A 23,288-nucleotide genomic window follows, 5' to 3' on the forward strand; every position below is an offset into this window, starting at 1 on the left:
AACACCAAGACAGACCACCTCACGCATGATGCCTCAGCAAATGCTCAGGCATCGGAGGCGTGGCAGTGATCAACACGTCAAGAGGACATTAAAGTCATTACTGATTAGCGTCTGTTTGCATCTGCCTCAGCTGGTCCATTAACTGAGTGACCCGGCGCGTCAACTGGCGCCGACTGGCCTCCAGAGAACGCAGCTGCTCTTGATGCGTTTTCACATCCTGCTGCATCTGCGCCAAACCATCTGCCGAAAGGGAAGATAATTGATCCGCTTGAGTACTAGAAGCAACCGCCAGCTCAGTTAAACGTTGATCCATGCTCGCCAATGTATTACGCAGACTATCTAACTGTTTCTTTTGATCATCCAAACGGCCAGGCAAGACCGTGATACGGGTATTCAGCTGATCGAGGTGATCTTGTAGAGGCGCTAACTGATCTTGTAAACGGGTCACACGCTGCGCCTGGGCATTCACCTCATCGCGCAATGTACTGACCATCTGGTCAATTCGACCATCCATTTGCTGTAACTGCGCCGTCTGTTTCTCCAAGCGGCCACTCAACCCTTCTTGAGCCGTATCCAAGCGTTCAACCTTGCCTTGCAAAGACTCGATATTAGGTCGGTTACGTTTATTGGATAAATCCCAAAGCTTGCGTATTTCACTGTCAACAGTATCCAGCCGTTCTCGGAACCCCTCTCCAGCACTGGACAGATCCTTACCTGTCGCAGACAGCTGTAACTCTAGCTCTTCAACCCGATCACCTAACGTCAGCAATCCATTTTGAAGTTTCTGAACCTGAAGGTACTGCCAACCACCGAAACCCACGCCACCTAACGCAACGAGTAATGCAAACAAACTAAGCCCTTGCCCTGAGCCCGCTGCCGCATGACGTTTTGATGCCTGGCGCCGGGATGAAGATGAGGCATCACTTTGAGCCCGTTGCGGGGCTTCTGACGCACGCTTAGATGAAGGGCTAGCAGGAGTAGACTTAGACGCTGCTGCATCCGCGTCAGGCTCGCTCACATCATCATCAGAACCTGTCACCGCCTGCTCCGGCATTGGCTGGGCAGCTTGCGGTGGCGCTTGCGTTGCCGATGAAGTTTCAGCATCTTGACGTGTTCTTTTGTCTTGGGCCAAGTCATCCTGTGAGCGTTGTTCATGGCGCTTAGGCGCTGCCGGCTCTTCAGGCGTATCCAGATTCAGCTTCGGTTCTTCGCGATCTTGCATAGTCAGGTTCCTGAAAGTGTCGTAGGCATTGTGCCAAGTCTTCAGCTGCTGGCAAAGGGTTATGTCAAGATCACTATCTCAACACTCGAGTTTGAACTTCACAACAACATAAAATCTCCAGAATAAAAAGCACCCCCTGGGTTTTCGATAGCCTTACCACCTTCGATCAGATAAAGACCTAGTAAAATAATCGGATTCCCAAGATTCATTGACGGTGCTATCCTTTTAACTGTTTGGTCACGGCAAAATTCAGCACCCATGACAGCGTGTAACGATGACAGGTATCGCCATGGCCGTAAGCCTTATGATAATCGACATGATTACCAACAGGATTGCCGCACAACTTGATTGATATCAGCGTCTCAGAAGCGCCATTGAATGCTATTCGCTATGCGGACATCAAGCAGTCATGGCTGTAGCAATATGGCGCTCGCCCCGTGTGTTTAATAGGTGTTGAAAAGAAAAAAACGACCCCCATATGACACACTGAACGATGATAATGAATGGGAACCCTTGGCATCCTGGCACTCAGGGGTTCTTGATGATGAGAAGATAAGGAGACTGATCATGGCATTTGAACTGCCCGCACTACCGTATGAAAAAAACGCCCTGGAACCGCACATCTCTCAGGAAACTTTGGAATATCACTACGGTAAGCACCACCAGACTTATGTGACGAAGCTGAATGGCCTAGTTGAAGGTACTGACAACGCGGGTAAGTCTCTTGAAGAACTGATCAAGACAGCACCTGCAGGCGGCTTATTTAACAATGCGGCCCAAGTGTGGAACCACACTTTCTACTGGAACTGCCTGTCACCGAACGGTGGTGGCGAAGCAAAAGGTGCCATTGCTGATGCGATTAACAGCAAATGGGGTTCTTTCGCCGACTTCCAGAAAGACTTTGATGAAAAAGCAGCGGCTAACTTTGGTTCAGGTTGGACTTGGCTGGTCAAAAACAGCGATGGCAGCATTGAAATTGTCAATACTTCCAATGCAGGCAACCCGCTGACAGACGGTCAAACACCACTGCTAACCGTTGATGTGTGGGAACATGCTTACTACATCGACTATCGTAATTCTCGTCCGAATTACCTGAATGCCTTCTGGTCATTGGTTAATTGGGACTTCGTTAATCAAAACTTTGCTTAATGATGAACACTGATCATCTGGGGTTGATCTTTGAAAACGACCCACGATGATGAGAGTCAAAAAAACCGCCGAGGATATCGGCGGTTTTTTATCTTTAAACAGCAGCGCTTTAAATCACCACATCACAGGCTTCTCGACGAGCCATATGATTAGCTGACTTGCTCATTAAATAAGAGCGCCTGATAACCCACGAACATCAGCAATAAAATAACCCCTTCCCAGCGATTGATCTGGCCCGGCCCTTTTCGACCTAACGCCATAAACAGCATCAAAACTGTCAGCCCCGTCATAATCGGCAGATCACGATGCAAAACCACATGATCAACCGCAAATGGGGCCAGCACTCCAGGAATACCGATCACCCCGAGACTATTAAAGAGGTTAGAACCTACCACATTACCAATCGCCAATTCCGCTTCGCCTTTACGTGCAGCCGCGATACTAGAGGCTAACTCAGGAAGGCTAGTGCCAATCGCCACAATCGTTAAGCCAATCACCAAATCACTGACACCAAACGTCTGGGCCAGAGACACAGCGCCCCAAACCAGAAGTTTAGAGCTCCCCACTAACAGTAAAAGCCCAACGACGGTCCAGATCACCGCGTTTTTCATCGGCATTTCCGGCGGCAACTCTTCTTCGAGTTCATCCAAGTAGGCGTCTGACTCACTATGTTGAGCTTCCCAGAAATTGAAGCCGATGATGCCAAATAACAGCACCAACAGAATGATGCCGTCCACCACACCTAAATGAAAATCCCACATCAAAACAAATAATAAAACAGCAATCCCTAACAACAGCGGGATTTCACGCTTGATCACTCGAGACTGAACGGCAATGGGCATCATCAATGCCGTTGCACCAAGAATCAAAGAGATATTGGCAATATTAGACCCCACGGCATTACCCAAGGCGAGGCCAGGATTCCCTTCCAACGCAGCCTGCAAAGACACAATCAACTCAGGTGCAGACGTTCCGAAACCAATAATCAGCATACCGATCACCAGAGGAGAGACGCCCATCTGCTGCGCAGTTGCCGAAGCGCCCATAACGAACTTATCCGCACTCCAGACCAGCAGGGCCAAACCAGCGATCACGGCCAATATTGCGATGCTCACACATGCCTCCATATTCAGCAGTTTAGTGATGCGAAAGAGAAACTGAGGGTAAAATTAAGTGGCGCCAGTCTAACGGATAAACATGCATGACCCTATCACTCTTTCATGGTTCTATGGCCCTTTCATGGTCTTATAACCCTTTCATGCCCCTAATGACGCCGAGATGTCCTTAAAGCACTTTAACAACACCATAGCGACGCTTTGACAACCGCTTGGGACTCATCACTTACTCAAGCTTTTGCTTTTTTTAGATTCGATCATCTTTTTCTACAATGGACTGCCGACACTTCGACCGTCTTTCAAAACTCAGCCTCATAAGACCATAGTCATTGGGGAACGGATCAGAGATAATAGCGCTCCATTTTTTCAAGGATATCACTCATGTGGTTTAAAGCTCTGCGAGTCTACCAAGCCCGTACCGACGACCAATGGCCCCTGGACTCATTACGCAGCGCACTTGAGGAAAAGCGCTTTCAACACTGTAGCGGCCAAGAAGCTCACCGTTATGGCTGGGTGTCCGTACTGCCCGGTCAAGACCTGCTGGTGCACGAGCAAGCACGCCATTACTTAATGCGACTTCGCATCGAAGAACGCCTCTTGCCCACAGCCGTCCTGAAGGAACAGGTACACGAAAAAGTTGAACAAATCGAAGCGGAAGAAGGCCGTAAGGTTTCACGCAAAGAACAGAAAACATTATTGGAAGATCTTCGTGCAGAGCTGCTCCCACGTGCTTTTACCCGATCCAAATACATTTGGGTTTGGCTGGATAATGAAACACAAAGGGTCATTGTCGATACCAGCAGCGAAAAACAAGCTGAACTGGCCTTAAATGCACTGCGTGAAAGTCTAGGCAGTTTCCCGGTTGTTCCAATGGCGACACAACAATCGCCATCCACATTAATGACCCAATGGATTGAACAGGCGGCGCCAGCCGACCTAACGCCTCAAGAAAGCTGTGAATTGAGAGATGGTGAAGATGAACAAGCCGTCATTCGCTGTCGTGGCCAAGACCTAGCCAGCGATGAGATTCGCCAGCACCTGGAAGCCGGCAAGCGCGTGACACAGCTCGCATTGGACTGGCAAGATCAGATTCAATTCACCCTAACAGATCAATGGGTCATGAAGGGTTTAACATTCGCTGATGCCCTGCAGGAAGAAGCCAGCGATGCCAACCCAGACCAAGATCCGATGACGGCTTTAGATGCTGAATTTATTCTGATGAGCCGCACACTTGCGCCACTCATCACGCGCTTGGTTTCACTGTTAGGCGGCCCTGCAGGGCGAACAACAGCCTAGTCGCGCGGCTGACAAGGCTCACGGTTTAGCCTAGGGTAAAGGTATTCACCTCTAGGCATAATCAAGGCCAAAGACACAAACACATCAATTCGTACGGCAGTTCTACTGCCGTTTCCGTTCGTTAAGACTAACAATAGAGACTCATGGAAACCGCACGCATGCATGCCTCACCAGAGGCTTTTGATGATATCCGCCCTTACGAAGACAGTGAAGTTCGTGAGGTCATTGAGCGATTAGCTCACGATCAAGAACTACTCAATGCACTGGTGCGCTTTCGCTTTCCAACATGGCATGACTCTCTCCTAGCGCCGCTCTTACGCTGGGGAGTACGCCGGGTATTGCAGCGCCGTTTAGGTGACATCAGCGATGTACATACTTTTCAGCTGTATATCGCTGATTTCATGCAGCGCATGATCAGCACAACCACCCATGGATTTGAGGTTAAGGGCTTAGCTCAATTGCCCGAAGATCCACCCTGCCTCTTTGTCAGCAATCATCGCGATATCGCCATGGACCCAGCTTTTATCAATTACGCCTTGTATGAAGCAGGGCGCTCGACCGTCAGAATTGCAATTGGCGATAACCTACTTAAAAAGCCTTATGCCACAGACCTGATGCGCCTGAATAAAAGCTTTATTGTGCGGCGTTCAGCTAAAGGTATCCGTGAGATGATGGCCGCCTTTTCGCTACTGTCTCGCTATATTCACCATACCTTAAAGCAAGACCGCCAACCGATCTGGATCGCACAGCGTGAAGGCCGCGCCAAAGATGGGATAGACCGTACAGATCCAGCCATCATCAAAATGTTTCAAATGGCGGATAAAAAAACCGACACCTCATTCACGGAAACGGTCAACTCACTCAATATTGTGCCCGTTGCGATCAGCTATGAGTATGACCCTTGCGATCTACAGAAAGCCCGTGAGCTGACCATGAAGGCCAGCGAGGGTGACTATGCCAAAACAGAATTTGAAGATATTGAAAGCATTGCACGCGGTATCAGTGGTTACAAAGGCCGTGTTAGCGTCCGCTTTGGCCGCCAACTGTCAGACAAATTTGAGAATGCCGAAGCAGTAGCGAAGGCTATTGATGATCAAATACGAGAGCTATACCACCTCTTTCCCAGCAATTGGTTAGCGTATAAATATCTAGGCGGCGACATGACACAGGCCCCATTAATGACAACAGAAGAAGAAGCTGAGTTTAATGATCGCTTAGGCGCCTGTCCCAAAGCCTTGCAGCCACAATGGTTGGCGATGTATGCCAATCCGGTCAAAAACTGGCTGAATGAGTTATCAGCCAAGTAAGCTATTCACTAGGCAAGTCACCCGCCAAAATGTTGCCAGCGAAGTAAGTAGCGGTTAGCGAAAACAGGAGAACGCAATGAACCAGTCTGACCCCAAGGTAGAGGCACAAACTGCCCGTAATGTCACCTTAGTGGGCGCAGCGCTGGATTCAGTACTCGGCCTCATTAAAATTGTGATTGGGCTCGTCGCTAATTCGCAAGCGTTAATCGCCGATGGCATCCACTCGCTCTCAGACCTACTGACCGACGGCCTAGTACTGGCTGCTAATTATGTTGCACGCCAACGGCCTGATCAAAACCACCCTTACGGTCATGATCGCTTTGAAACCTTGGGCACCATGCTATTAGGCACATTACTGGTCGCCGTCGCGGGGGGATTAATATGGGATAGTATTGGGCGCTTGGGCCAACATCATCAGCTTGAAGCCGGTGCGATAGCCATTAGCGTCGCAATATTTTCAGTGCTCAGTAAAGAATGGATTTACCGGTACACCCTTAAAGTAGCGGAAAAGCTCAATTCCCCTTTACTGAAAGCCAATGCCTGGCACAGCCGTAGCGATGCGTTATCGTCAGTCGTCGTCTTAATTGCACTGGTCGGCAATATGCTGGGATATCCCTGGTTTGATCAAGTCGGCACGCTGGTCATTGGTGGAATGGTCGCCCATATGGGGGCCAGTTTGGTGTGGGGGAGTCTCAGGGAACTGGTGGATACGGCGCTACCAGAAGCCGACACCCAAGCCATTCGAGAGCAGGCGATGCAGATAGAAGGCATTCGAGGCGTTCACCGTTTACGCACCCGGACCATGTCCGGACGCACGCTGTTAGATATCCACCTCCAAGTTGAACCTCATATTAGTGTATCCGAAGGCCACGAAATTGGTGTCTGGGTATCACATCAGCTTCGCTCTCAGTTTGATGATATTACTGATGTCACCTTCCATATTGATCCAGAAGATGATACGGAAACCGATTCGCCCGACCCGACCCGAATGCGCCCATTACGCCCTGAAGTGATGACGCTACTGCAAGCCCGCTGGTCTTCAGATCAGATATGGTCAGGTATTGAACGCACCACATTACACTATATTAATGAGCGCATTGACGTTGATCTATTTTATTCCCGAACCCACCTGACTTGTGAAGAAATTGAAGAGGTACAGCAGCGCCTTCAGCAAGCCGTTCACGATTTGCCCTGGTTAGGGCAAATCAAGGTTTGGGTCGGCGCCCCTAATGCTTAAGCGCCTGATCTCATGGCAATGCTAACCCGCCCCAGTTGAGACAAGTAAGTCCTGGGCCCAAACGCGCGCTTTCAAATAAAGGTGGTTCAGTTTATGCATCGCCGACATCTTAACGTGATGCAAATTCGCCTTTTCAAACTGTATCACCAGTAACAAGATGCGCCCCAGCTCTCCTTGATAGTTCAAAATGGCTTGGCAAGTTGTCTCACTTAGCCCACTGGCTTGAATCACCGCCGGTAAAGGACGGCCGGACAAGATATCCATCATTGAAAATAAACCGACCGTAAAAGCTTCATCTTCATCCAACTCGGCATAGCCACGCGCCAGTGAACGACACATAGCCGCTCGTGTAAGCGCTTGCGGAATCGCCAATTTAGCCACAGGCCGACTACTCGATAAAACCAGTGTCGTTAGCAGCTTTTTCAGCCGTTCATTGCCCATCATCGTCAGCGCATCTTTTACAGCCGTAATGGATTTCTCCCGCCGTAGCGCTGATGAATTCACATATTGCAGTAACTTCAAGCATAAATCGGGCGATTGCAGTAACACGGGTTCCAGGTCAGCAGTGTCCGTATCTTCTCGACATAACAGCGACAACAACTTCAATTCAACACTTCGGTTCCCGGTTTTACTTTGCTGCGTTTCACTATGAATCTCTGGCTGAGCAACGTCCTGTCCTTGAAACCAACTGATGCCTGCGGCCTGACACTGCTCGAAATGCTTAATACTAGCCACATCCGTTGCCATCAAATGCAGCCCAAGCTGCTGCCAGCGAGTCAAATGGGCCTGATCCGGCAGTGCCTCTGCCGAACAGCAGATCATATCAACAGCGCTTTTTAAAACCGCATCATCCTCAAGCTCAGGTGTTTCCAGTACAGTTTCAGCGCTCACCACCAGGTGATAACCGGCTTCTCGGGCCACTTTAAAAGCTTCCAGCGCACGACTATCCAGCACTTCATCGGCCGACACATTTAACCAGATACGTTCGGCAGGCCCTGGTAATAAGTGAGGGCGCACCACCCATTGCAAAGGCGCACTCACGAAAACCAGACGATCACCAACTAATGCATCCAAACCGATATCATAAAACACAGTATTAAGAATACGGGCCGTCGCGATAGTGTCATTATCGAGCTTAGCGTGTGCATCTTCGACAGAATGACGATAATGAATTTCATCGGCAATATGCTGCCGACGCACATCACAAACTGGCTGTAATGCCGCACAGTAATGACTCTCACTCATGATGATCTCCCGACCCAAGCATTTTACAAGCTTAGTCGCACAATCAAGACTTTTAAATACTACTTTATCGCTCTTATCGCCTCTCCAAATTCAGACATGACTCAATAACACTGCTCAATGGCACGACTCAATAACACCCTTCAATATTGTCGAATACGAATGCTTGGCCAACACCATATGCATCAATAAAACAACAGCGAACTCTTGGCTCGCTGTTGTGATCACTCATAGGGCACAAGTCAAATATCCACTCGTAAGCGTTTACGCTCCGCTCTTCGACTGATATACCAAGCCAATAGCACAACAAGAGATACCGTCAAAATAATCACCGTCGCCAATGCGTTGACATCAGGTGATACCCCTAACCGAGCAGATGAGAACACTTTCATCGGTAAGGTCGTGGCATTTGGCCCGGTCACAAAACTGGCGATCACCAAGTCATCCAATGACAATGTAAACGCCAGCAACCAAGCTGAGGCCAGTGCAGGCAAAATGATCGGTACTGTGATTAAAAAGAAAGCACGCAGAGGTGTCGCGCCTAGATCCAATGCGGCCTCTTCAATGGACTGATCCAATTCACGCAGTCTTGACGCCACGACAACGGTGACATAAGCGCTGCAAAAAGTCGTATGTGCAATCCAAATCGTCACCATTCCTCGATCTGCCGGCCAACCAAATGAAGAGGCCATTTGTACAAACAGCAGTAGCAATGACAACCCAATAATGACATCTGGCATCACCAGAGGGGCAGTGATCATGCCGGTAAACAAGGTTCGTCCTTTAAAACCACCGAAGCGTGTCATGATTAAAGCGGCCATAGTCCCAAGCAGTACAGCGGCTGAAGCAGTAAAAAAAGCAATCTGTAAGCTCGTCCAAATCGCATCTAACAGACTGTCATTGTGTAACAACTCGCCATACCACTTAAATGAAAAGCCGCCCCAAACCGTCACCAGTTTGGAGGCATTGAAGGAGTACAGCATCAAAATGACCATAGGGGCATACAAAAAGACCAAGCCACCCCATAAAACAGTATTGGCAAAGCCTCCCTTACGCCACGTCTTATTTTCAGCAGGCTGGGTCATGAGGAGGCCTCCAGACTTTTGGATTGATACCGATGAAACAGCATGATAGGAATCAATAGAATGACCAGCATAATAATCGCCAATGCCGACGCCACAGGCCAATCACGGTTACCGAAAAACTCTGCCCACAAGACGGTGCCAATCATCAACGTATCAGGGCCACCCAGTAACTCGGGAATGACAAACTCGCCCACTACCGGAATAAACACCAACATAGAGCCAGCAATAATGCCGTTTTTAGATAAGGGTAACGTGACACGCCAAAACGCAGTAAAACGCCGCGCCCCAAGATCAGAAGCAGCTTCTAGCAATGTTGAATCCAGCTTCACTAAATTGGCATACAGCGGCAAGATCATAAAAGGAAGATAGGCATACACAATACCCACATAAACCGCAAAATTGGTATTGAGCATCTGAATGGGCTCATCGATTAATCCCATTGCCTGCAACAACCCATTAATAACGCCTTCGTTGCTGAGAATCCCCATCCAGGCATAAATCCGGATCAAAAAAGAAGTCCAAGAAGGCAGCATGACCAAAAGCAACAGCACGGTCTGATTTTTCTGTGGCGCTTGAGCAATGGCATAAGCCATTGGATAACCGAGCAACAACGTCAAGATTGTTGCAAAAAATGCCATTTTGATTGACCCCCAATAAGCCAAGTAATACAGGGGATCATCCAAAAGGAAAGAGTAGTTGCCCAAATTGAGCAAAATTTTCAGTTGCTGGTCGGCGTAGCTGAAAACCGCTTCATAAGGCGGTACGGAAAAGGCGGCGGTGGATACACTGATCATCAACACAATGGCAAATGGCAGTGCAAAGAACAACAATAGCCACGTATAGGGGGCTGCAATCAACCAAAAGCGCCCGGTCATGAGTTGGCGAATCAGACTGATCATAAGCGCAGCACCACAGCAGAATTGGCATCCCAACTGATAAAGACTTGGTCATCCCAGGTTGGACGCTCTCCACGTCGCTCACTATTCACCATGCTCACCTGGACAATACGCCCATTACTGAGCTGAACATAGTAGACAGAAATCCCTCCTAAGTAGGCGATGTCATGCACGACACCTTTGGACCAATTATATTCACCCTCGGGCTGAGTCGTATCCAGAAACGTTTTCTCAGGCCTCACCGCCACCCAAACAAGGGGATCATCCACTGACGTACTAATACCGTGGTCAATATAGATGGATTGATCGAGCTCAGGTGCTTCAATAATGGCATGGTCAGACTCATCCACCACAACCGTCCCTTCAAACACATTGACCGAGCCAACGAACTCAGCCACCATGCGGCTTTTAGGGCTCTCATAAATATCCATAGGCGTGCCAACCTGAGCAATCCAGCCTTCATCCATAATCGCAATACGTTGCGCCATCGTCATGGCCTCTTCCTGATCATGGGTAACCATGATGCAAGTGACGCCAACTCGCTCAAGAATCTCCACCACCTCAAGCTGCATACGTGTACGTAACTTTTTATCCAAAGCGCCCATGGGCTCATCTAACAATAATAATTTAGGGCGCTTAGCCAGGGAGCGCGCCAAAGCAACACGCTGTCGTTGCCCTCCAGATAGCTGATGGGGTTTTCGCTTGGCGTAACGCGCCATATCAACCAGTTTCAGCATCTCCTGAACTCGGACATCAATGTCTACTCGGGGCAAACCATCCTGCTTCAAACCAAAGGCAATATTCTGCGCCACCGTCATATGGGGAAACAGCGCATAAGACTGGAACATCATGTTGATAGGGCGCGCATAGGGCGGCAAATCGGTGATATCCACACCATCAAGCCAAATGCGCCCTTCTGACGGCTTCTCGAATCCCGCCAACATGCGCAATAAAGTGGATTTACCCGAGCCAGAGCCCCCTAATAAGGCAAATATTTCGCCTGGCATCACATCTAATGTAACGTCATCCACTGCACGGGTGTCATCAAAGACCTTACTCACGCGCTGAATCTGAATCAGAGGGGCAGCGGGCGGGGAAGACACTTTTACAGCACGATCAGTCACGGCAGTCTCAGCCATTAACCTTCTCCTCAGACAGGTGCAACAAGTGACTTAAGCAAGGGCAGAAACATCATCACAACAGTGAGTTCAACGCCACGACGTTAAAACACTACAGCGTTAAAACACCACAAAGTTAAAACGCCATGGCCTCACAAAACACCATCAAATCCGAAAGACTCAAAGCACTTGCGTCAACAACACTTGCTGCCATTAAAACAGGCATCCAGAAACGCACAGGAGATGTCCTATGCGCTCGTCTCAATGCGCGCGATCAATTAACGGCCCGTTTTAATCCGGGTCCAAGTCCGGGTAATCAATCGTTGAGCACGCATAGAGCGCGGCTGTTGAATATAGAGCCGCTCTAAAGTCTCTTGAGGAGGATAAACACCAGGGTCAGTTCGAATCTCATCATCAACTAGAGGCTGAGCTTTAATATTGGGGTTGGCATAAGCGACATAATTGGTAATGTTCGCAATGACTTCGGGGCGCAATAGATAATTAATCAACTGATGAGCAAGCTCGGGATGAGCCGCATCGGCAGGAATAGCTAACATATCGAACCATACGTTAGCCCCTTCTTTAGGAATGCGATAAGCCACATTCACCCCATTGCCAGCTTCTTCAGCTCGGGCCTTGGCTTGCAACACATCACCGGAATAACCAACAGCGACACAAACTTCACCGTTAGCCAGATCGGAGATATAACGAGATGAATGGAAATAAGTCACATAGTCACGCACCTTGCTTAAAATAGCCTCGCCCTGAGCAATATCAGCAGGCTTTTCAGAGCTGGGATCAACGCCCGCATAGACCATCGCTTCGGGAATCATTTCATCTCCCGAATCCAGCATGGTGATGCCACAATCCGCTAATTGACTGGCATACTGCGGGTCAAACAGCAGTGCCCAGGAGTCAACCGGTGCATCCTCACCAAGGATCTTTTTCACCTTATCAACGTTATAGCCAATCCCTACAGTTCCCCATAAATAGGGCACGGCATACTGGTTATCTGGATCAACACTATTAAGCTGCTTCAATAAAACAGGATCAAGATTGTCATAGTTTGTTAGCAAACTTTTATCCAGTTTTTGAAAGACACCGGCTTTAATTTGCTTGGCTATAAAATTGTTTGAAGGGACCACAAGGTCATAACCAGAACGACCTGACAATAGTTTGGCTTCTAAGCTTTCATTATTATCAAACACATCATACTGAACTCGGATCCCCGTCTCTTTGCGGAAGTTATCTAAAGTGTCTTCCGCAATATAATCCGACCAGTTATACATATTCACGATATCTTCAGCATGCGCTGAAGATATTGAGCCGATGGATGCCGTCATTAGGCTTGCCGCCAGTAACGCCTGAACTCGGCCACTCATTAAGCCTTGTGATGTCATGGATGCCTCCCGGTTGCTTAGTGGGCTAAAGCGCTTCATCTAAAACGCTTTATTAAGCGTTAGTTATTGGTTATGAACTCAACTCTAGATTGCTTACCCTGATTTATTGTTATCATCACCATGCTGCTTAACAGCATCAGTACATCTTTGACCCACATTCAGCACCTGCTTGGCGATCCACACATGCACGGACCTAAACTGAACCACAGGGCTGAAAACATAGCGTGATGAGCCACCCATCACCGCTCTGAACTTAATGCCTCCCACGTCATATCTAAAGCTTGACGTGCTTTCGTGACCAACTCATCAATTTGCTCAGTGGTAATGACCAATGGCGGCGCAATGATCATCGTGTCGCCAACAGCTCTCATCACCAACCCAGCTTCAACGGCATAATCACGACAACGTTCGCCCACTTTGAGCGATTCAGCAAAACGCTCGCGTGTTTCACGGTGACGAACCAGCTCCAAAGCCCCCATTAGCCCCAGTGACCGAGCCTCTCCCACTAAGGGATGATCTGCCAATGTCAACCAAGCTTGAGCCAAGTATGGCGCCGCAACATCACGAACATACTCAGGAATCTTTTCCTCTTTTAAAATGCGCAAGTTTTCCAATGCGGCGGCAGCCGCAACAGGGTGCCCAGAATAAGTATACCCATGGAAAAACTCACCACCGGCCGCTAAAACCTCAGCGACTTTATCCGCCACAATCACACCACCCATCGGCAAATAACCAGACGTCATGCCTTTAGCAATCGGCATCAGATCCGGTGTCAGATCATAGTATTGGCAACCGAACCATTCGCCGGTGCGACCAAAACCACAAATCACCTCATCCACTACCAGTAAGATGTCGTATTGCGCCAAAATCCGTTTTACCTCGGGCCAATAACTCGCCGGCGGGATAATGACCCCGCCAGCGCCTTGAACCGGCTCGGCCATAAAAGCCGCGACTTTATCGGGGCCAACCGCCTGAATGCGCGCTTCCAGGGCTTGCGCCGCTTTCAAACCAAGCTCATCAGCAGACAAAGCTCCGCCTTCGCCAAACCAATAAGGCTGTGCGATATGCTCAATGCCTGGAATCGGTAACCCTCCTTGGCGGTGCATCGGCTTCATGCCCCCAAGACTGGCAGCCGCTACAGTGGAACCATGATAGGCATTCTCTCGAGTGATCATGACTTGCTTCTCGGGCTGTCCTTTTAGCGCCCAATAGTGACGAACCATCCGCAGTACCGTGTCATTGGATTCTGATCCTGATCCGGTGAAAAACACATGGTTCATCCCTTCAGGTGCCAACGTTGCCAGTTCATGCGCAAGCTCGACAGCCGGTGGGTGAGTACACTGGAAGAAGCTGTTATAGAAAGGCAATGTCTGCATTTGTTCATAGACCGCATCAGCGATGCTCTTGCGGCCGTATCCCACATTCACACACCAAAGACCAGCCATGCCATCAAGAATCTTCTGACCGGCAGTATCTTCGATATAAACGCCATCCGCCCGTTCAATAATCCGTGTACCTTTCGCTCCCAGATCATTGTGATCCGTAAAAGGGTGCATAAAATGCGCATGATCCAGTTGCTGTAATCGGCTGGTTTCAATCTCTGCTGACATTGATCTCTCCTTCTGGGCGCCCAGCCCTCAAATCGACGATATACTCATCTAGTCATGCCGGAACTCATACAGACAGTAATAAGAATTCACGTTCCCAGGAGCTAATCACCTGTTTAAAGTTTTCGTTTTCAACACGCTTCACTGCAACATATCCACTGAGAAAAGACTCGCCCAGATACTGTTTAAGCATTCTGCTTTGTTGCATCTCCTCAAGCGCAGTTTCCAAAGTCACAGGCAACTTCAAATTACGCCGTTCAAAAGCCCGTCCCTGGATCGGCGCCGAAGGATTAACCCCTTCAATCATGCCGACATAGCCACATAACAAACTGCTGGCAATCGCCAGATAAGGATTAGCATCAGCGCCCGGCAAGCGATTCTCAACCCGTCGATTTTGCGGGTCAGAATTAGGCACACGTAAGCCACAAGTACGGTTCTCTTCGCCCCATTCAACATTCACTGGAGCCGAGGTATCGGGAAGAAAACGTCGAAAAGAATTCACATTAGGTGCAATTAGTGGCAAAGCTTCAGACATATATTTTTGTAAGCCGCCAATATGGTGGAGAAATAGCGAACTCATACTGCCATCAGGTTGCGAAAAAACACTCTGCCCACTGCTGATATCAATGACGCTCTGATGCAAATGCATCGCACTGCCGGGTTCATTGGTAATGGGTTTCGCCATAAACGTAGCGGTCACGCCATGCTTTAAAGCCACTTCGCGCAAAGTACGTTTAAATAGGAAGATTTGATCAGCCAATGACAAGGGAGCACCATGACGGAAATTAATTTCCATCTGAGCCGTCCCTTCTTCATGGATCAACGTATCAAGATCCAACTCTTGTGCTTCACACCAGTCATACATGTCTTCGAACAATGGATCGAACTCATTGGCCGCATCAATAGAAAAAGACTGGCGACCCGTTTCCTGGCGCCCCGAACGCCCAACGGGCGGAATTAAAGGCAAATCGGGATCGGTACTGCGTGTGGTCAAGTAGAACTCCATCTCAGGAGCGACCAAAGGACGCCACCCTTGAGATTCATACAAGCTCAATACTTTCTTCAACACATTGCGCGGCGATAATGCAATCGGATTGCCCATACGATCATAGGTGTCATGAATCACTTGCGCAGTGGCTTCCTGCGCCCATGGCACAATATGAGCCGCATCTGGATCAGGGATACAGAGCATGTCTATATCTGCCGGATCTAGCAGCGCATAATAGACATCATCGTCAACGTAATCCCCCGTCACGGTCTGCAACAGCACGCTCTCAGGTAATCGCATACCACGTTCGGCAATAAACTTACTGACCGGGGCAATTTTGCCTCGAGCAATACCGGTGATATCACTGACGACACATTCAACCTCAGTGATCTGGCGTGCTTCTAGCCACTTAGCCAAGCGATCCATCGTATGATCAGCGACTTCTCGATCTAACACTGCCGACCCTTTAGCGGGTTGCCGACTTTGCATAACAGCCTCGATTTTTGTTCGTTTTTTCACACACTACAAGCAAATCCTTATTGGCGCAATGCTTCTTAAAAAAGAGGCTAAATCACATTATTCAACACCGTAAAAAAACATCATCACCACCTATTCAAAAGGATTTAACAGTAGAAACAAGCTTTATTTCGTCGAGATCAACAGCGCTGATGTTTGACTTTATTGCGCGTTTGAATTTCACTGACAGAGCCAACACGGCGATCGATATTTTTTACAAAGGAAATAGCCATGCCTGGGCTCAAAAGCGATCACACGGCCAACACCAGTTCTGATATTGCCTCCAGCCATGAGGCCAGCGCTTTCGTGCACCGGCATCCAGAGCTGCAATTTGTCGATTTATTGATTGCAGATATTAATGGCGTTGTGCGCGGGAAGCGCATTGATAGCGCCAGCCTCGACAAGGTGTATAGTAAAGGGGTCGCCATGCCGGCCTCTTTATTTGCGTTGAATATTCAAGGTTACACCGTCGAAGAAACAGGTTTGGGTCTGGAAATCGGCGAAGCCGATATGATTTGCTATCCGATCAGCGAAACCCTTTGCATGACCCCTTGGCAATCTCGCCCAATCGCTCAACTCTTGATGAGTATGCACGAAGATCGGCAAACCCCTTTTTTTGCTGATCCCCGCCATCAAGTGGTCAAAATGCTCGAGCGATTTAAATCGCTTGGCTTAACGCCTGTCACCGCATTTGAGCTAGAGTTTTATCTGATCGACCAAAAGCAAAAAGACGGTCGCCCTCAACCACCTTGCTCTCCGATGAGTGGTAAGCGTCCTGACACCATTCAGGTATATTCAATTGACGACCTTGATGAATACTCGGACTTCCTGATCGCTTCGATAGAGGCGGCTCACGCCCAAGGGCTCCCTGCCGACACCATCGTCGCTGAATCCGCACCAGGCCAGTTTGAAATCAACCTCAGCCATATCGATGATGCACTCACCGCTTGTGATCAAGCGATTCTTCTCAAACGGGTTATTCGTAATGTGGCTTACGAACATGGGATGGATGCCACATTTATGGCTAAGCCCTATGAGGAGCAGGCAGGAAGTGGTATGCATGTACACATCAGCCTTTTGGATGAACAAGGCCGCAATGTCCTGGCGCCACAGCATGAAGGGGACCTACCTAACGACACCCTGCGTTGGGCGATGGGCGGCTTATTAGAGATGATGGGCGAAAGCTTTGCTTTTTTATGTCCCAACATCAACTCATACCGACGCTTCGGACCCGGCTTTTATGTCCCGTCAGCGCCCACATGGGGAATGGATAATCGCACCACCGCACTGCGAGTGCCCACAGGTGATGACAATGCCACCCGTATTGAGCACCGAGTAGCAGGCGCCGATGCCAACCCCTATCTCGTCATGACCGCATTATTAGCCGGTATCTACTACGGCATTACCCAACAGATCGAACCTGGAGACCCGATTGAAGGGAATGCTTATGATCAAACAGAAGCCAGCCTACCGTGTAGTTTGCGTGATGCACTGCGTTTACTAAGAGACAGTAAACAACTTGAGCAGGATCTTGGTTCAGAGTTCATCGATGTATTCTGTGCCTGCAAAGACAATGAATTAGAAACTTTTGAACAAACGATTTCTGCACTCGAATACCGCTGGTATCTCAATACGCTTTAGTACCCTGCATCAGCTCCGTTCTATCACATCAAACTCCCCTCTTCGTTCAAGGCCCTGTTGTAATTCGGGCCTTGGATAGCCGAATGATGCGCTTCAAAATACTCAGGCGGGCATACCCCAGCCGTGCATGCGGACTGACACCATATAGCCTCTCTCAACGAGGGTCATCTCTCAACGATAACCACCCTCAACGATAACCCCCATCCTCAACCGCAATTAGCACGATAAAGGGTTCCGCTTCAAAAGGTTATGGTATAACATTTCAAGTATTATCAAGCCGACACGGATTCAGATAGTTATGCCCCCTACAGCCCAGCCACCTAGCGCGCTTATTCAAACCCGGCAGTTATCGCTGACTTTTGGGACAAAAACACTGATTTCCTCACTGAATATTACCCTTGAACGCAGTGAAAGGGTTGCTCTGGTCGGGCCTTCGGGGGCCGGAAAAAGCCTCTTAGCTAAAGCATTTTTAGGATTACTCCCCCCCAACGCACAATCCCATGGTGAACTCTGGATCCAGCAGCATCAAGTCAGCCAAATGACGGCAATGCAGCGACCTTTGTCAACGCGGTTAGGGATGATTCTGCAAGATACACTAAGTGCGCTGAATCCGACCATCACTGTAGGGCGCCAGCTTATTGTGCCCTTTCAGTATTTTCATCGGCAGTCCCGCAAGAACGCTTGGGAGTCGGCGTTAACGCTGCTCGCTGATCTCGAATTCAGTCATCCTGAACAGATCATGGCCGCAACACCACTGGCGCTTTCGGGCGGTCAGCGCCAGCGTTTGAGTATAGCGATGGCTTTGGCAGGGAAAACTGACTTTTTAATTGCTGACGAGCCTACTGCTGCGCTAGATGAACATACTCAAGCTCAAGTACTTGAAGTGCTGCGACGACATACAGGCCATGCCGGTCAACCCGGTTGCTTACTGATCACACACGATATTCATCAGGCTCAAGCGTATTGCAATCGCATCTTAGTGCTAAATGATGGTCAGTTGGTTGTCGATCGTCCCGCTCAACAATTTTTCGCAGCACCGCGGTCAGCCTATCTAGAAAATCTGGCCGATGCCTTATCAAAACGCCAATTATTGCGTCGACAACGGGGCTCAAAGAAAGCCCTTAGTGCCACAGCCATCACCCTCAATGCCGAGCCACCTATTCATCAGCCAAACACCGGTGATGCTGACGATATCGTCACACCACCATTACTCGAATTTAAATCGGTTAGCGTCAAAACACGTCGCCAGGACCAAACCATATTAGAGCCGATGACATTAGCCCTTCATGCAGGAGAAAAGGTCGGGCTTATTGGGGCTTCAGGGGCGGGCAAGTCAACATTGCTCAATTTAATGATGGGGCTGATCACGCCTCAAACCCAACCGCTCTACTCAACAGGCCAATATCACCTCAAAGGCGCAAGACTCACGCCCAGTCGCCTGGATGAGTACCGACAGACAGTGCAATATATCCCGCAAGACCCAAGGGCTTCACTCAACCCTTATATGACGGTTGCCGAATTAGTCACAGAACCTTGGCATTGCTTAAAACATGAGCCATTAGCTTTAAAAGCACTGCATCACCAACTGGAACAGGTTGGCCTTACCTCCGCACAGTTATCGCTCTACCCCCATCAATTATCGGGTGGTCAGGCGCAGCGCGTTGCGATCGCTAGAGCACTGGTTGTGAAACCTCAGTTTCTGATTGCAGATGAAGCCACCAGCGGCCTGGATCTTGAGCGCCGCCATCAGATCGAGCAACTGATCGCAAGGCTATGCCAAGAAACAGGAACCGGTCTTTTGTGGGCAACTCATGATCTCGACAGCGTGATCGCATTATGCTCACGCACTTTAATCATTAGAGAAGGCATGATCAGTTATGACGGGCCGACTTGCCCTCATTTATCTGCATTATTGACGCTCCCGACATCGCAATTCAGCCCAGCTAATGGCATCAAAATCAGATCACCAGACCATCAACCGCAAGCCCTATTGTCATGAGAACCAGGACCCTGAAACACCTGATTCTTGAATACCAGGGTCTAATGTTTGACACAAATAGCGATCGCTAAATCGATGTATTGCCCTTTTCGATGCCGCGCAAGATGCACTATATATTCACTCAAGATGCACGATATATTCACCATAGTCTCAACGGAAAAGACTCCATGCCCAAGCTCAAAGGTTTGACTCAATTTATTTTTCAATGGTCACTTAGTGGGATACTTTTGCTGCTTACAGCTTGCAGTGATCATGATGCCTCCCAGCAAGTCACAGAACGACTGGAATCCAATCGTTTGCATTTGGCGATGCTGCAACCTCCTCGCTCAGGACTCAACCCCTTCTCTGACGATGCCTTCAAACTCTCTCGTTGGAGTACCGCAGAAACTTTAATCAAGCTAAACCCTGAAGGGGAACCCCAGCCCTTCTTGGCCACTGAATGGACTCAAATAGATCCACTGACTTGGCGCTTTACCCTGCGTGAAGGCGTTCAATTCCACAACGGCGAAACACTTAACTCAGAACAGGTTGTCACCGCCTTGACGGCAGCCACCCAAGCCATCCCACGCCCGCGGATTCTGGATGGATTTACACTGAGGGTCCGTGCCGAAGGGCCGCATCAAGTGATCGTCAAAACACAAGTGCCAGATCCACTTTTACCCAACCGGTTATCTAGCCCGCAACTGGCCATCTTGGCGTCTGAGGCTTACACCAACACCAAACACGTCAGCCCCGTAGGGACCGGTACAGGGCCTTTTGAGTTAACCCGCATAGAAGGCACTCGAAGTGCTCATCTGGATCGCTTTGATGGTTATTGGGGAACGCCTGCAAAACTGGCAGGTATTGATGCCGACTTTGTCCCTGACGGTACCGCACGTGCAGCCGCATTACGGACAGGCGATGCTGACTTAGTTGAGGCTATTCCCGTATCGCAAGCGGCACTGATTGATGACGAGCTCATTCATGAAGTGCCTATGCCGAGAACCAACACACTTTATTTGAATACCCGAAAACCACCTTTTGACAACCCTGCCCTGCGCGCAGCCGCTCGCGAAGCCATCGAACGTGCTCAAATCATCAAAACAGTTTACGAAAACCGAGCCGACATAGCTGAGGGCTTATTAGGGCCTGCTTTGCCGTGGGCGGCCACATTACGCCAACCCATTCAATACCCCATCGCGGAAAAACCAGCGCCAGGCACTCAGATTACACTGGCCACTTTCACAGACCGGGCCGAGCTCCCTGAAGTGGCGGTCCTCGTTGCCCAACAGCTGACAGAAGCCGGGTTTACTGTCACGCAAGATATTCGCGAATATGCCAATATCGAATCGGATGCTTTAGCCGGTCGTTTCGATGCCTTCATTTTATCCCGCGCCACGGTACTAGATTCAGGCGATCCAGTCGCCTACATGAAAAGTGACTTCAGCTGTTCCGGTTCTTTCAATATTGCACAGTTATGCGATCCAAAAGTCGACCAAGCGCTGGAAAAAGCCGCTCTAATCCCCACTGGGAGCGGTCGCAAAGAAGCCATCATGGAGGCCGAAGCCGCAATATTGTCCACCGATGCCGCGATTCCCATGTTGCATGAACGAGTCATTCAAGGCGAGCAGGCTTATCTAAAAGAGGCTATTCGTGACCCTCGCGAACGACGTCTAATCAATCAAAATACTCAGTTCGTTGACGCCAAAGATTCACTATGAAATCAATCGCTTTGTCATTCCGGGCCTGCTGGCACGGAATGACGCCTTATATATCGCGACTATTATCACTACTGGCAGTATTGAGTTTAATTGGCAGTCTGCCTTGGTGGTCCAATCAAGACCCCGCTGCTCGACTCTATCAGGCCCGCTATGGAGAACCCGGCCACAGCCCTGAGCAATTGGCATCAATTCGAGCAGAGTTAGCCCTAGATCAAGGCCCCGTTCACTATTTACTGAACTGGGCCAATAACCTACTTCAAGGTCAGTGGGGCGAGTCCTGGATTTCAGGCCAACCTATTTTGCCCGGAGTCGTCGATGCTGTGGTGGTATCACTGCACTTGATGGCAATGGCACTTATCGTGGCCTTTATTACTGCCATCGCTTTAAGTGCTCCTAGTATGTTACTCGGGCTCAAAGGGCGTGCTCGCCCTTCATCTGAAGGGCTTTCCATCGCCTGTGTCGCGCTACCCGAGTTTCTACTGGCGACACTTTTACTGCTCATTTTTGCCGTTGGGCTCGGCTGGCTGCCGCCTTATGGTTGGTCAGCCCCCTCGCACTGGATATTACCTGCGCTAGCTTTAGGCTTACCCGCAGGAGGTTTACTGGGGCGCCTACTCAGCGATGGGCTCAGCCACACCTTTCATGAGCCTTGGATTGCAACGTGGCAGGCCAGTGGTTTCTCTCAACGCCGTATTATGATGGCCGTCTTGAATAGAACCATTCCTGCGCTCATTCCTCAAATCAGTTTGGTGATGGTGGGCCTAACCGGCGGTGCCGTCGCCGTCGAGCAAGTCTTTGCGATTCCAGGCATTGGGCGCGCAACGCTTGGAGCAGCAGTCGCTTATGATTTACCTCAGCTACAGGGCGGCATTCTTTGTCTACTCATGATCGCCCTGATACTGGGGTTAGCCAGTCGACTGATCCATTACTTAATGCTGGGGCGATATCTACGCTCAGGCGCATTGCCAACAGCCACACCCATTCAATATGCAGCCAAGCACCCAAGCCGAACCATTTGGCTATTAGGGGTATTACTCATCGGAGGCTGCTGGCTAGTCGGCATTACAGGCGATCCCATTTCATCAGAGTACACTCGACTCGCCCCCCCCTCCTTAAACTTGTGGCTCGGTGCCGATGCCAGTGGGCGTGACCTATTAGCCCGCTTAGCACATGGCGCCCTAATCACCCTCGGCTTAACACTTCTTGCAGGGATCATTGCGTTCACCACAGGCCTACTTCTGGGCTTACTCAGACAAGGCATCGATGGACCCGTCGAAATGGCGAATGCAACGCCACCGGTTTTAGTTGGCATGACCGTCACGGCTTTAAATGGCCCCAGCCAATGGGGAGCCCTACTGGCGGTATCTCTTGTCTCCTGGGCACCACTCGCCGCACATACCAGGGCATTGCTGGAGGAAACCAGAGCACAACCCTTTGTTCGTATGGCCCCCACATTAGGCGTCAGCCCATGGCGTAACTTATGGCGCTACCAACTGCCTGGAATCATGCCAACGATTTTCCGTCATGCGTTAGTTCGGCTTCCTGGCACAGCCTTGGCACTCGCCAGTTTAAGCTTTTTAGGATTAGGCAGTCGGCCACCGACTCCGGAATGGGGACGCTTATTAGCTGAAGGCATGCCTTATATGGAACGCGCCCCCTGGGTCGTAATGGCGCCCACACTCGCTTTAATCCTCTTTGCGATCGTAATCTTCAAACTATCGGCTTACTCATTGTTATTAAAGCGTCAGGCTAGAGCATAACTGATGCGGT

General features: G+C 49.6%; 17 protein-coding genes. 8 read left to right on the top strand and 9 right to left on the bottom strand.

The window, feature by feature from the left end:
- Positions 1–97: 97 nt before the first annotated feature.
- On the bottom strand, positions 98–1,222 hold the full coding sequence (locus tag BFW38_RS08890) for a coiled-coil domain-containing protein (RefSeq protein ID WP_068998059.1): 1,125 nt from the start codon (positions 1,220–1,222) through the stop codon (positions 98–100).
- A 567-nt stretch (positions 1,223–1,789) separates the two neighbouring features.
- Here BFW38_RS08890 and BFW38_RS08895 point away from each other — a divergent pair.
- On the top strand, positions 1,790–2,371 hold the full coding sequence (locus tag BFW38_RS08895) for a superoxide dismutase (RefSeq protein WP_068998060.1): 582 nt from the start codon (positions 1,790–1,792) through the stop codon (positions 2,369–2,371).
- Positions 2,372–2,520: 149 nt separating this feature from the next.
- Here the strand turns inward: BFW38_RS08895 and BFW38_RS08900 are convergent, their stop codons facing one another.
- Complete coding sequence (locus tag BFW38_RS08900; RefSeq protein ID WP_068998061.1) at positions 2,521–3,486, bottom strand: calcium/sodium antiporter; 966 nt, start codon at positions 3,484–3,486, stop codon at positions 2,521–2,523.
- Between the two features lie 381 nt (positions 3,487–3,867).
- On the opposite strand from BFW38_RS08900, the gene BFW38_RS08905 reads away from it, so the two are divergent.
- The 3 genes from BFW38_RS08905 (at position 3,868) to BFW38_RS08915 (ending at position 7,326) form a co-directional block, all read left to right on the top strand.
- Positions 3,868–4,782: a recombination-associated protein RdgC gene (locus BFW38_RS08905; RefSeq protein WP_068998062.1), complete on the top strand. Its 915-nt coding sequence runs from the start codon at positions 3,868–3,870 to the stop codon at positions 4,780–4,782.
- Positions 4,783–4,925: 143 nt separating this feature from the next.
- Positions 4,926–6,089 (top strand): 1-acyl-sn-glycerol-3-phosphate acyltransferase, encoded by a 1,164-nt coding sequence (locus BFW38_RS08910; RefSeq protein WP_068998063.1) that lies wholly within the window; start codon positions 4,926–4,928, stop codon positions 6,087–6,089.
- A gap of 76 nt (positions 6,090–6,165) precedes the next feature.
- Complete coding sequence (locus tag BFW38_RS08915; protein ID WP_068998064.1) at positions 6,166–7,326, top strand: cation diffusion facilitator family transporter; 1,161 nt, start codon at positions 6,166–6,168, stop codon at positions 7,324–7,326.
- Positions 7,327–7,347: 21 nt separating this feature from the next.
- Here BFW38_RS08915 and BFW38_RS08920 read toward each other — a convergent pair whose 3' ends face one another.
- The 7 genes from BFW38_RS08920 to BFW38_RS08950 all read right to left on the bottom strand — a co-directional run bounded on the left by BFW38_RS08920 (position 7,348) and on the right by BFW38_RS08950 (position 16,088).
- Entirely contained in the window at positions 7,348–8,571 is a 1,224-nt protein-coding gene (locus tag BFW38_RS08920) for an EAL and HDOD domain-containing protein (protein ID WP_068998065.1), read from the bottom strand.
- Positions 8,572–8,810: 239 nt separating this feature from the next.
- Positions 8,811–9,653 (bottom strand): ABC transporter permease subunit, encoded by an 843-nt coding sequence (locus BFW38_RS08925; protein ID WP_068998066.1) that lies wholly within the window; start codon positions 9,651–9,653, stop codon positions 8,811–8,813.
- A complete protein-coding gene (locus BFW38_RS08930; RefSeq protein WP_068998067.1) occupies positions 9,650–10,552 on the bottom strand; it encodes an ABC transporter permease subunit in 903 nt (300 codons plus the stop codon). Before BFW38_RS08930 ends, BFW38_RS08925 begins: the two co-directional genes overlap by 4 nt.
- Positions 10,549–11,688: a polyamine ABC transporter ATP-binding protein gene (gene potA / locus BFW38_RS08935; RefSeq protein WP_068998068.1), complete on the bottom strand. Its 1,140-nt coding sequence runs from the start codon at positions 11,686–11,688 to the stop codon at positions 10,549–10,551. The genes BFW38_RS08930 and potA overlap by 4 nt, the downstream gene beginning before the upstream one ends.
- Before the next feature lie 257 nt (positions 11,689–11,945).
- The gene (locus tag BFW38_RS08940) at positions 11,946–13,067 is read right to left on the bottom strand and encodes a polyamine ABC transporter substrate-binding protein (protein ID WP_281180390.1); all 1,122 of its coding nucleotides are present in this window, start codon (positions 13,065–13,067) and stop codon (positions 11,946–11,948) included.
- A 239-nt stretch (positions 13,068–13,306) separates the two neighbouring features.
- On the bottom strand, positions 13,307–14,677 hold the full coding sequence (locus BFW38_RS08945) for an aspartate aminotransferase family protein (protein WP_068998069.1): 1,371 nt from the start codon (positions 14,675–14,677) through the stop codon (positions 13,307–13,309).
- 64 nt (positions 14,678–14,741) lie between these two features.
- On the bottom strand, positions 14,742–16,088 hold the full coding sequence (locus tag BFW38_RS08950; RefSeq protein ID WP_069000339.1) for a glutamine synthetase family protein: 1,347 nt from the start codon (positions 16,086–16,088) through the stop codon (positions 14,742–14,744).
- 321 nt (positions 16,089–16,409) lie between these two features.
- On the opposite strand from BFW38_RS08950, the gene BFW38_RS08955 reads away from it, so the two are divergent.
- From BFW38_RS08955 to BFW38_RS08970, 4 genes are all read left to right on the top strand, one after another.
- Positions 16,410–17,819: a glutamine synthetase family protein gene (locus tag BFW38_RS08955; protein WP_068998070.1), complete on the top strand. Its 1,410-nt coding sequence runs from the start codon at positions 16,410–16,412 to the stop codon at positions 17,817–17,819.
- Positions 17,820–18,117: 298 nt separating this feature from the next.
- Positions 18,118–19,818 (top strand): ABC transporter ATP-binding protein, encoded by a 1,701-nt coding sequence (locus tag BFW38_RS08960; RefSeq protein WP_068998071.1) that lies wholly within the window; start codon positions 18,118–18,120, stop codon positions 19,816–19,818.
- Between the two features lie 167 nt (positions 19,819–19,985).
- A complete protein-coding gene (locus tag BFW38_RS08965; RefSeq protein ID WP_068998072.1) occupies positions 19,986–21,518 on the top strand; it encodes an ABC transporter substrate-binding protein in 1,533 nt (510 codons plus the stop codon).
- The gene (locus BFW38_RS08970; protein WP_068998073.1) at positions 21,515–23,278 is read left to right on the top strand and encodes an ABC transporter permease subunit; all 1,764 of its coding nucleotides are present in this window, start codon (positions 21,515–21,517) and stop codon (positions 23,276–23,278) included. Before BFW38_RS08965 ends, BFW38_RS08970 begins: the two co-directional genes overlap by 4 nt.
- Positions 23,279–23,288 lie beyond the last annotated feature (10 nt).

It is taken from the genome of Terasakiispira papahanaumokuakeensis, from assembly GCF_001709345.1.
GTDB classification, from domain to species: Bacteria; Pseudomonadota; Gammaproteobacteria; order Pseudomonadales; family Halomonadaceae; genus Terasakiispira; species Terasakiispira papahanaumokuakeensis.

What these genes read in the sequence shown, in the direction of transcription:
- BFW38_RS08890 (WP_068998059.1), bottom strand. Translation starts at nt 1,222, where the DNA reads ATGCAAGATCGCGAAGAACCGAAGCTGAATCTGGATACGCCTGAAGAG.
- BFW38_RS08895 (WP_068998060.1), top strand. Translation starts at nt 1,790, where the DNA reads ATGGCATTTGAACTGCCCGCACTACCGTATGAAAAAAACGCCCTGGAA.
- BFW38_RS08905 (WP_068998062.1), top strand. Translation starts at nt 3,868, where the DNA reads ATGTGGTTTAAAGCTCTGCGAGTCTACCAAGCCCGTACCGACGACCAA.
- BFW38_RS08910 (WP_068998063.1), top strand. Translation starts at nt 4,926, where the DNA reads ATGGAAACCGCACGCATGCATGCCTCACCAGAGGCTTTTGATGATATC.
- BFW38_RS08915 (WP_068998064.1), top strand. Translation starts at nt 6,166, where the DNA reads ATGAACCAGTCTGACCCCAAGGTAGAGGCACAAACTGCCCGTAATGTC.
- BFW38_RS08920 (WP_068998065.1), bottom strand. Translation starts at nt 8,571, where the DNA reads ATGAGTGAGAGTCATTACTGTGCGGCATTACAGCCAGTTTGTGATGTG.
- BFW38_RS08925 (WP_068998066.1), bottom strand. Translation starts at nt 9,653, where the DNA reads ATGACCCAGCCTGCTGAAAATAAGACGTGGCGTAAGGGAGGCTTTGCC.
- BFW38_RS08930 (WP_068998067.1), bottom strand. Translation starts at nt 10,552, where the DNA reads ATGATCAGTCTGATTCGCCAACTCATGACCGGGCGCTTTTGGTTGATT.
- potA (WP_068998068.1), bottom strand. Translation starts at nt 11,688, where the DNA reads ATGGCTGAGACTGCCGTGACTGATCGTGCTGTAAAAGTGTCTTCCCCG.
- BFW38_RS08940 (WP_281180390.1), bottom strand. Translation starts at nt 13,067, where the DNA reads ATGACATCACAAGGCTTAATGAGTGGCCGAGTTCAGGCGTTACTGGCG.
- BFW38_RS08945 (WP_068998069.1), bottom strand. Translation starts at nt 14,677, where the DNA reads ATGTCAGCAGAGATTGAAACCAGCCGATTACAGCAACTGGATCATGCG.
- BFW38_RS08950 (WP_069000339.1), bottom strand. Translation starts at nt 16,088, where the DNA reads ATGGATCGCTTGGCTAAGTGGCTAGAAGCACGCCAGATCACTGAGGTT.
- BFW38_RS08955 (WP_068998070.1), top strand. Translation starts at nt 16,410, where the DNA reads ATGCCTGGGCTCAAAAGCGATCACACGGCCAACACCAGTTCTGATATT.
- BFW38_RS08960 (WP_068998071.1), top strand. Translation starts at nt 18,118, where the DNA reads ATGCCCCCTACAGCCCAGCCACCTAGCGCGCTTATTCAAACCCGGCAG.
- BFW38_RS08965 (WP_068998072.1), top strand. Translation starts at nt 19,986, where the DNA reads ATGCCCAAGCTCAAAGGTTTGACTCAATTTATTTTTCAATGGTCACTT.
- BFW38_RS08970 (WP_068998073.1), top strand. Translation starts at nt 21,515, where the DNA reads ATGAAATCAATCGCTTTGTCATTCCGGGCCTGCTGGCACGGAATGACG.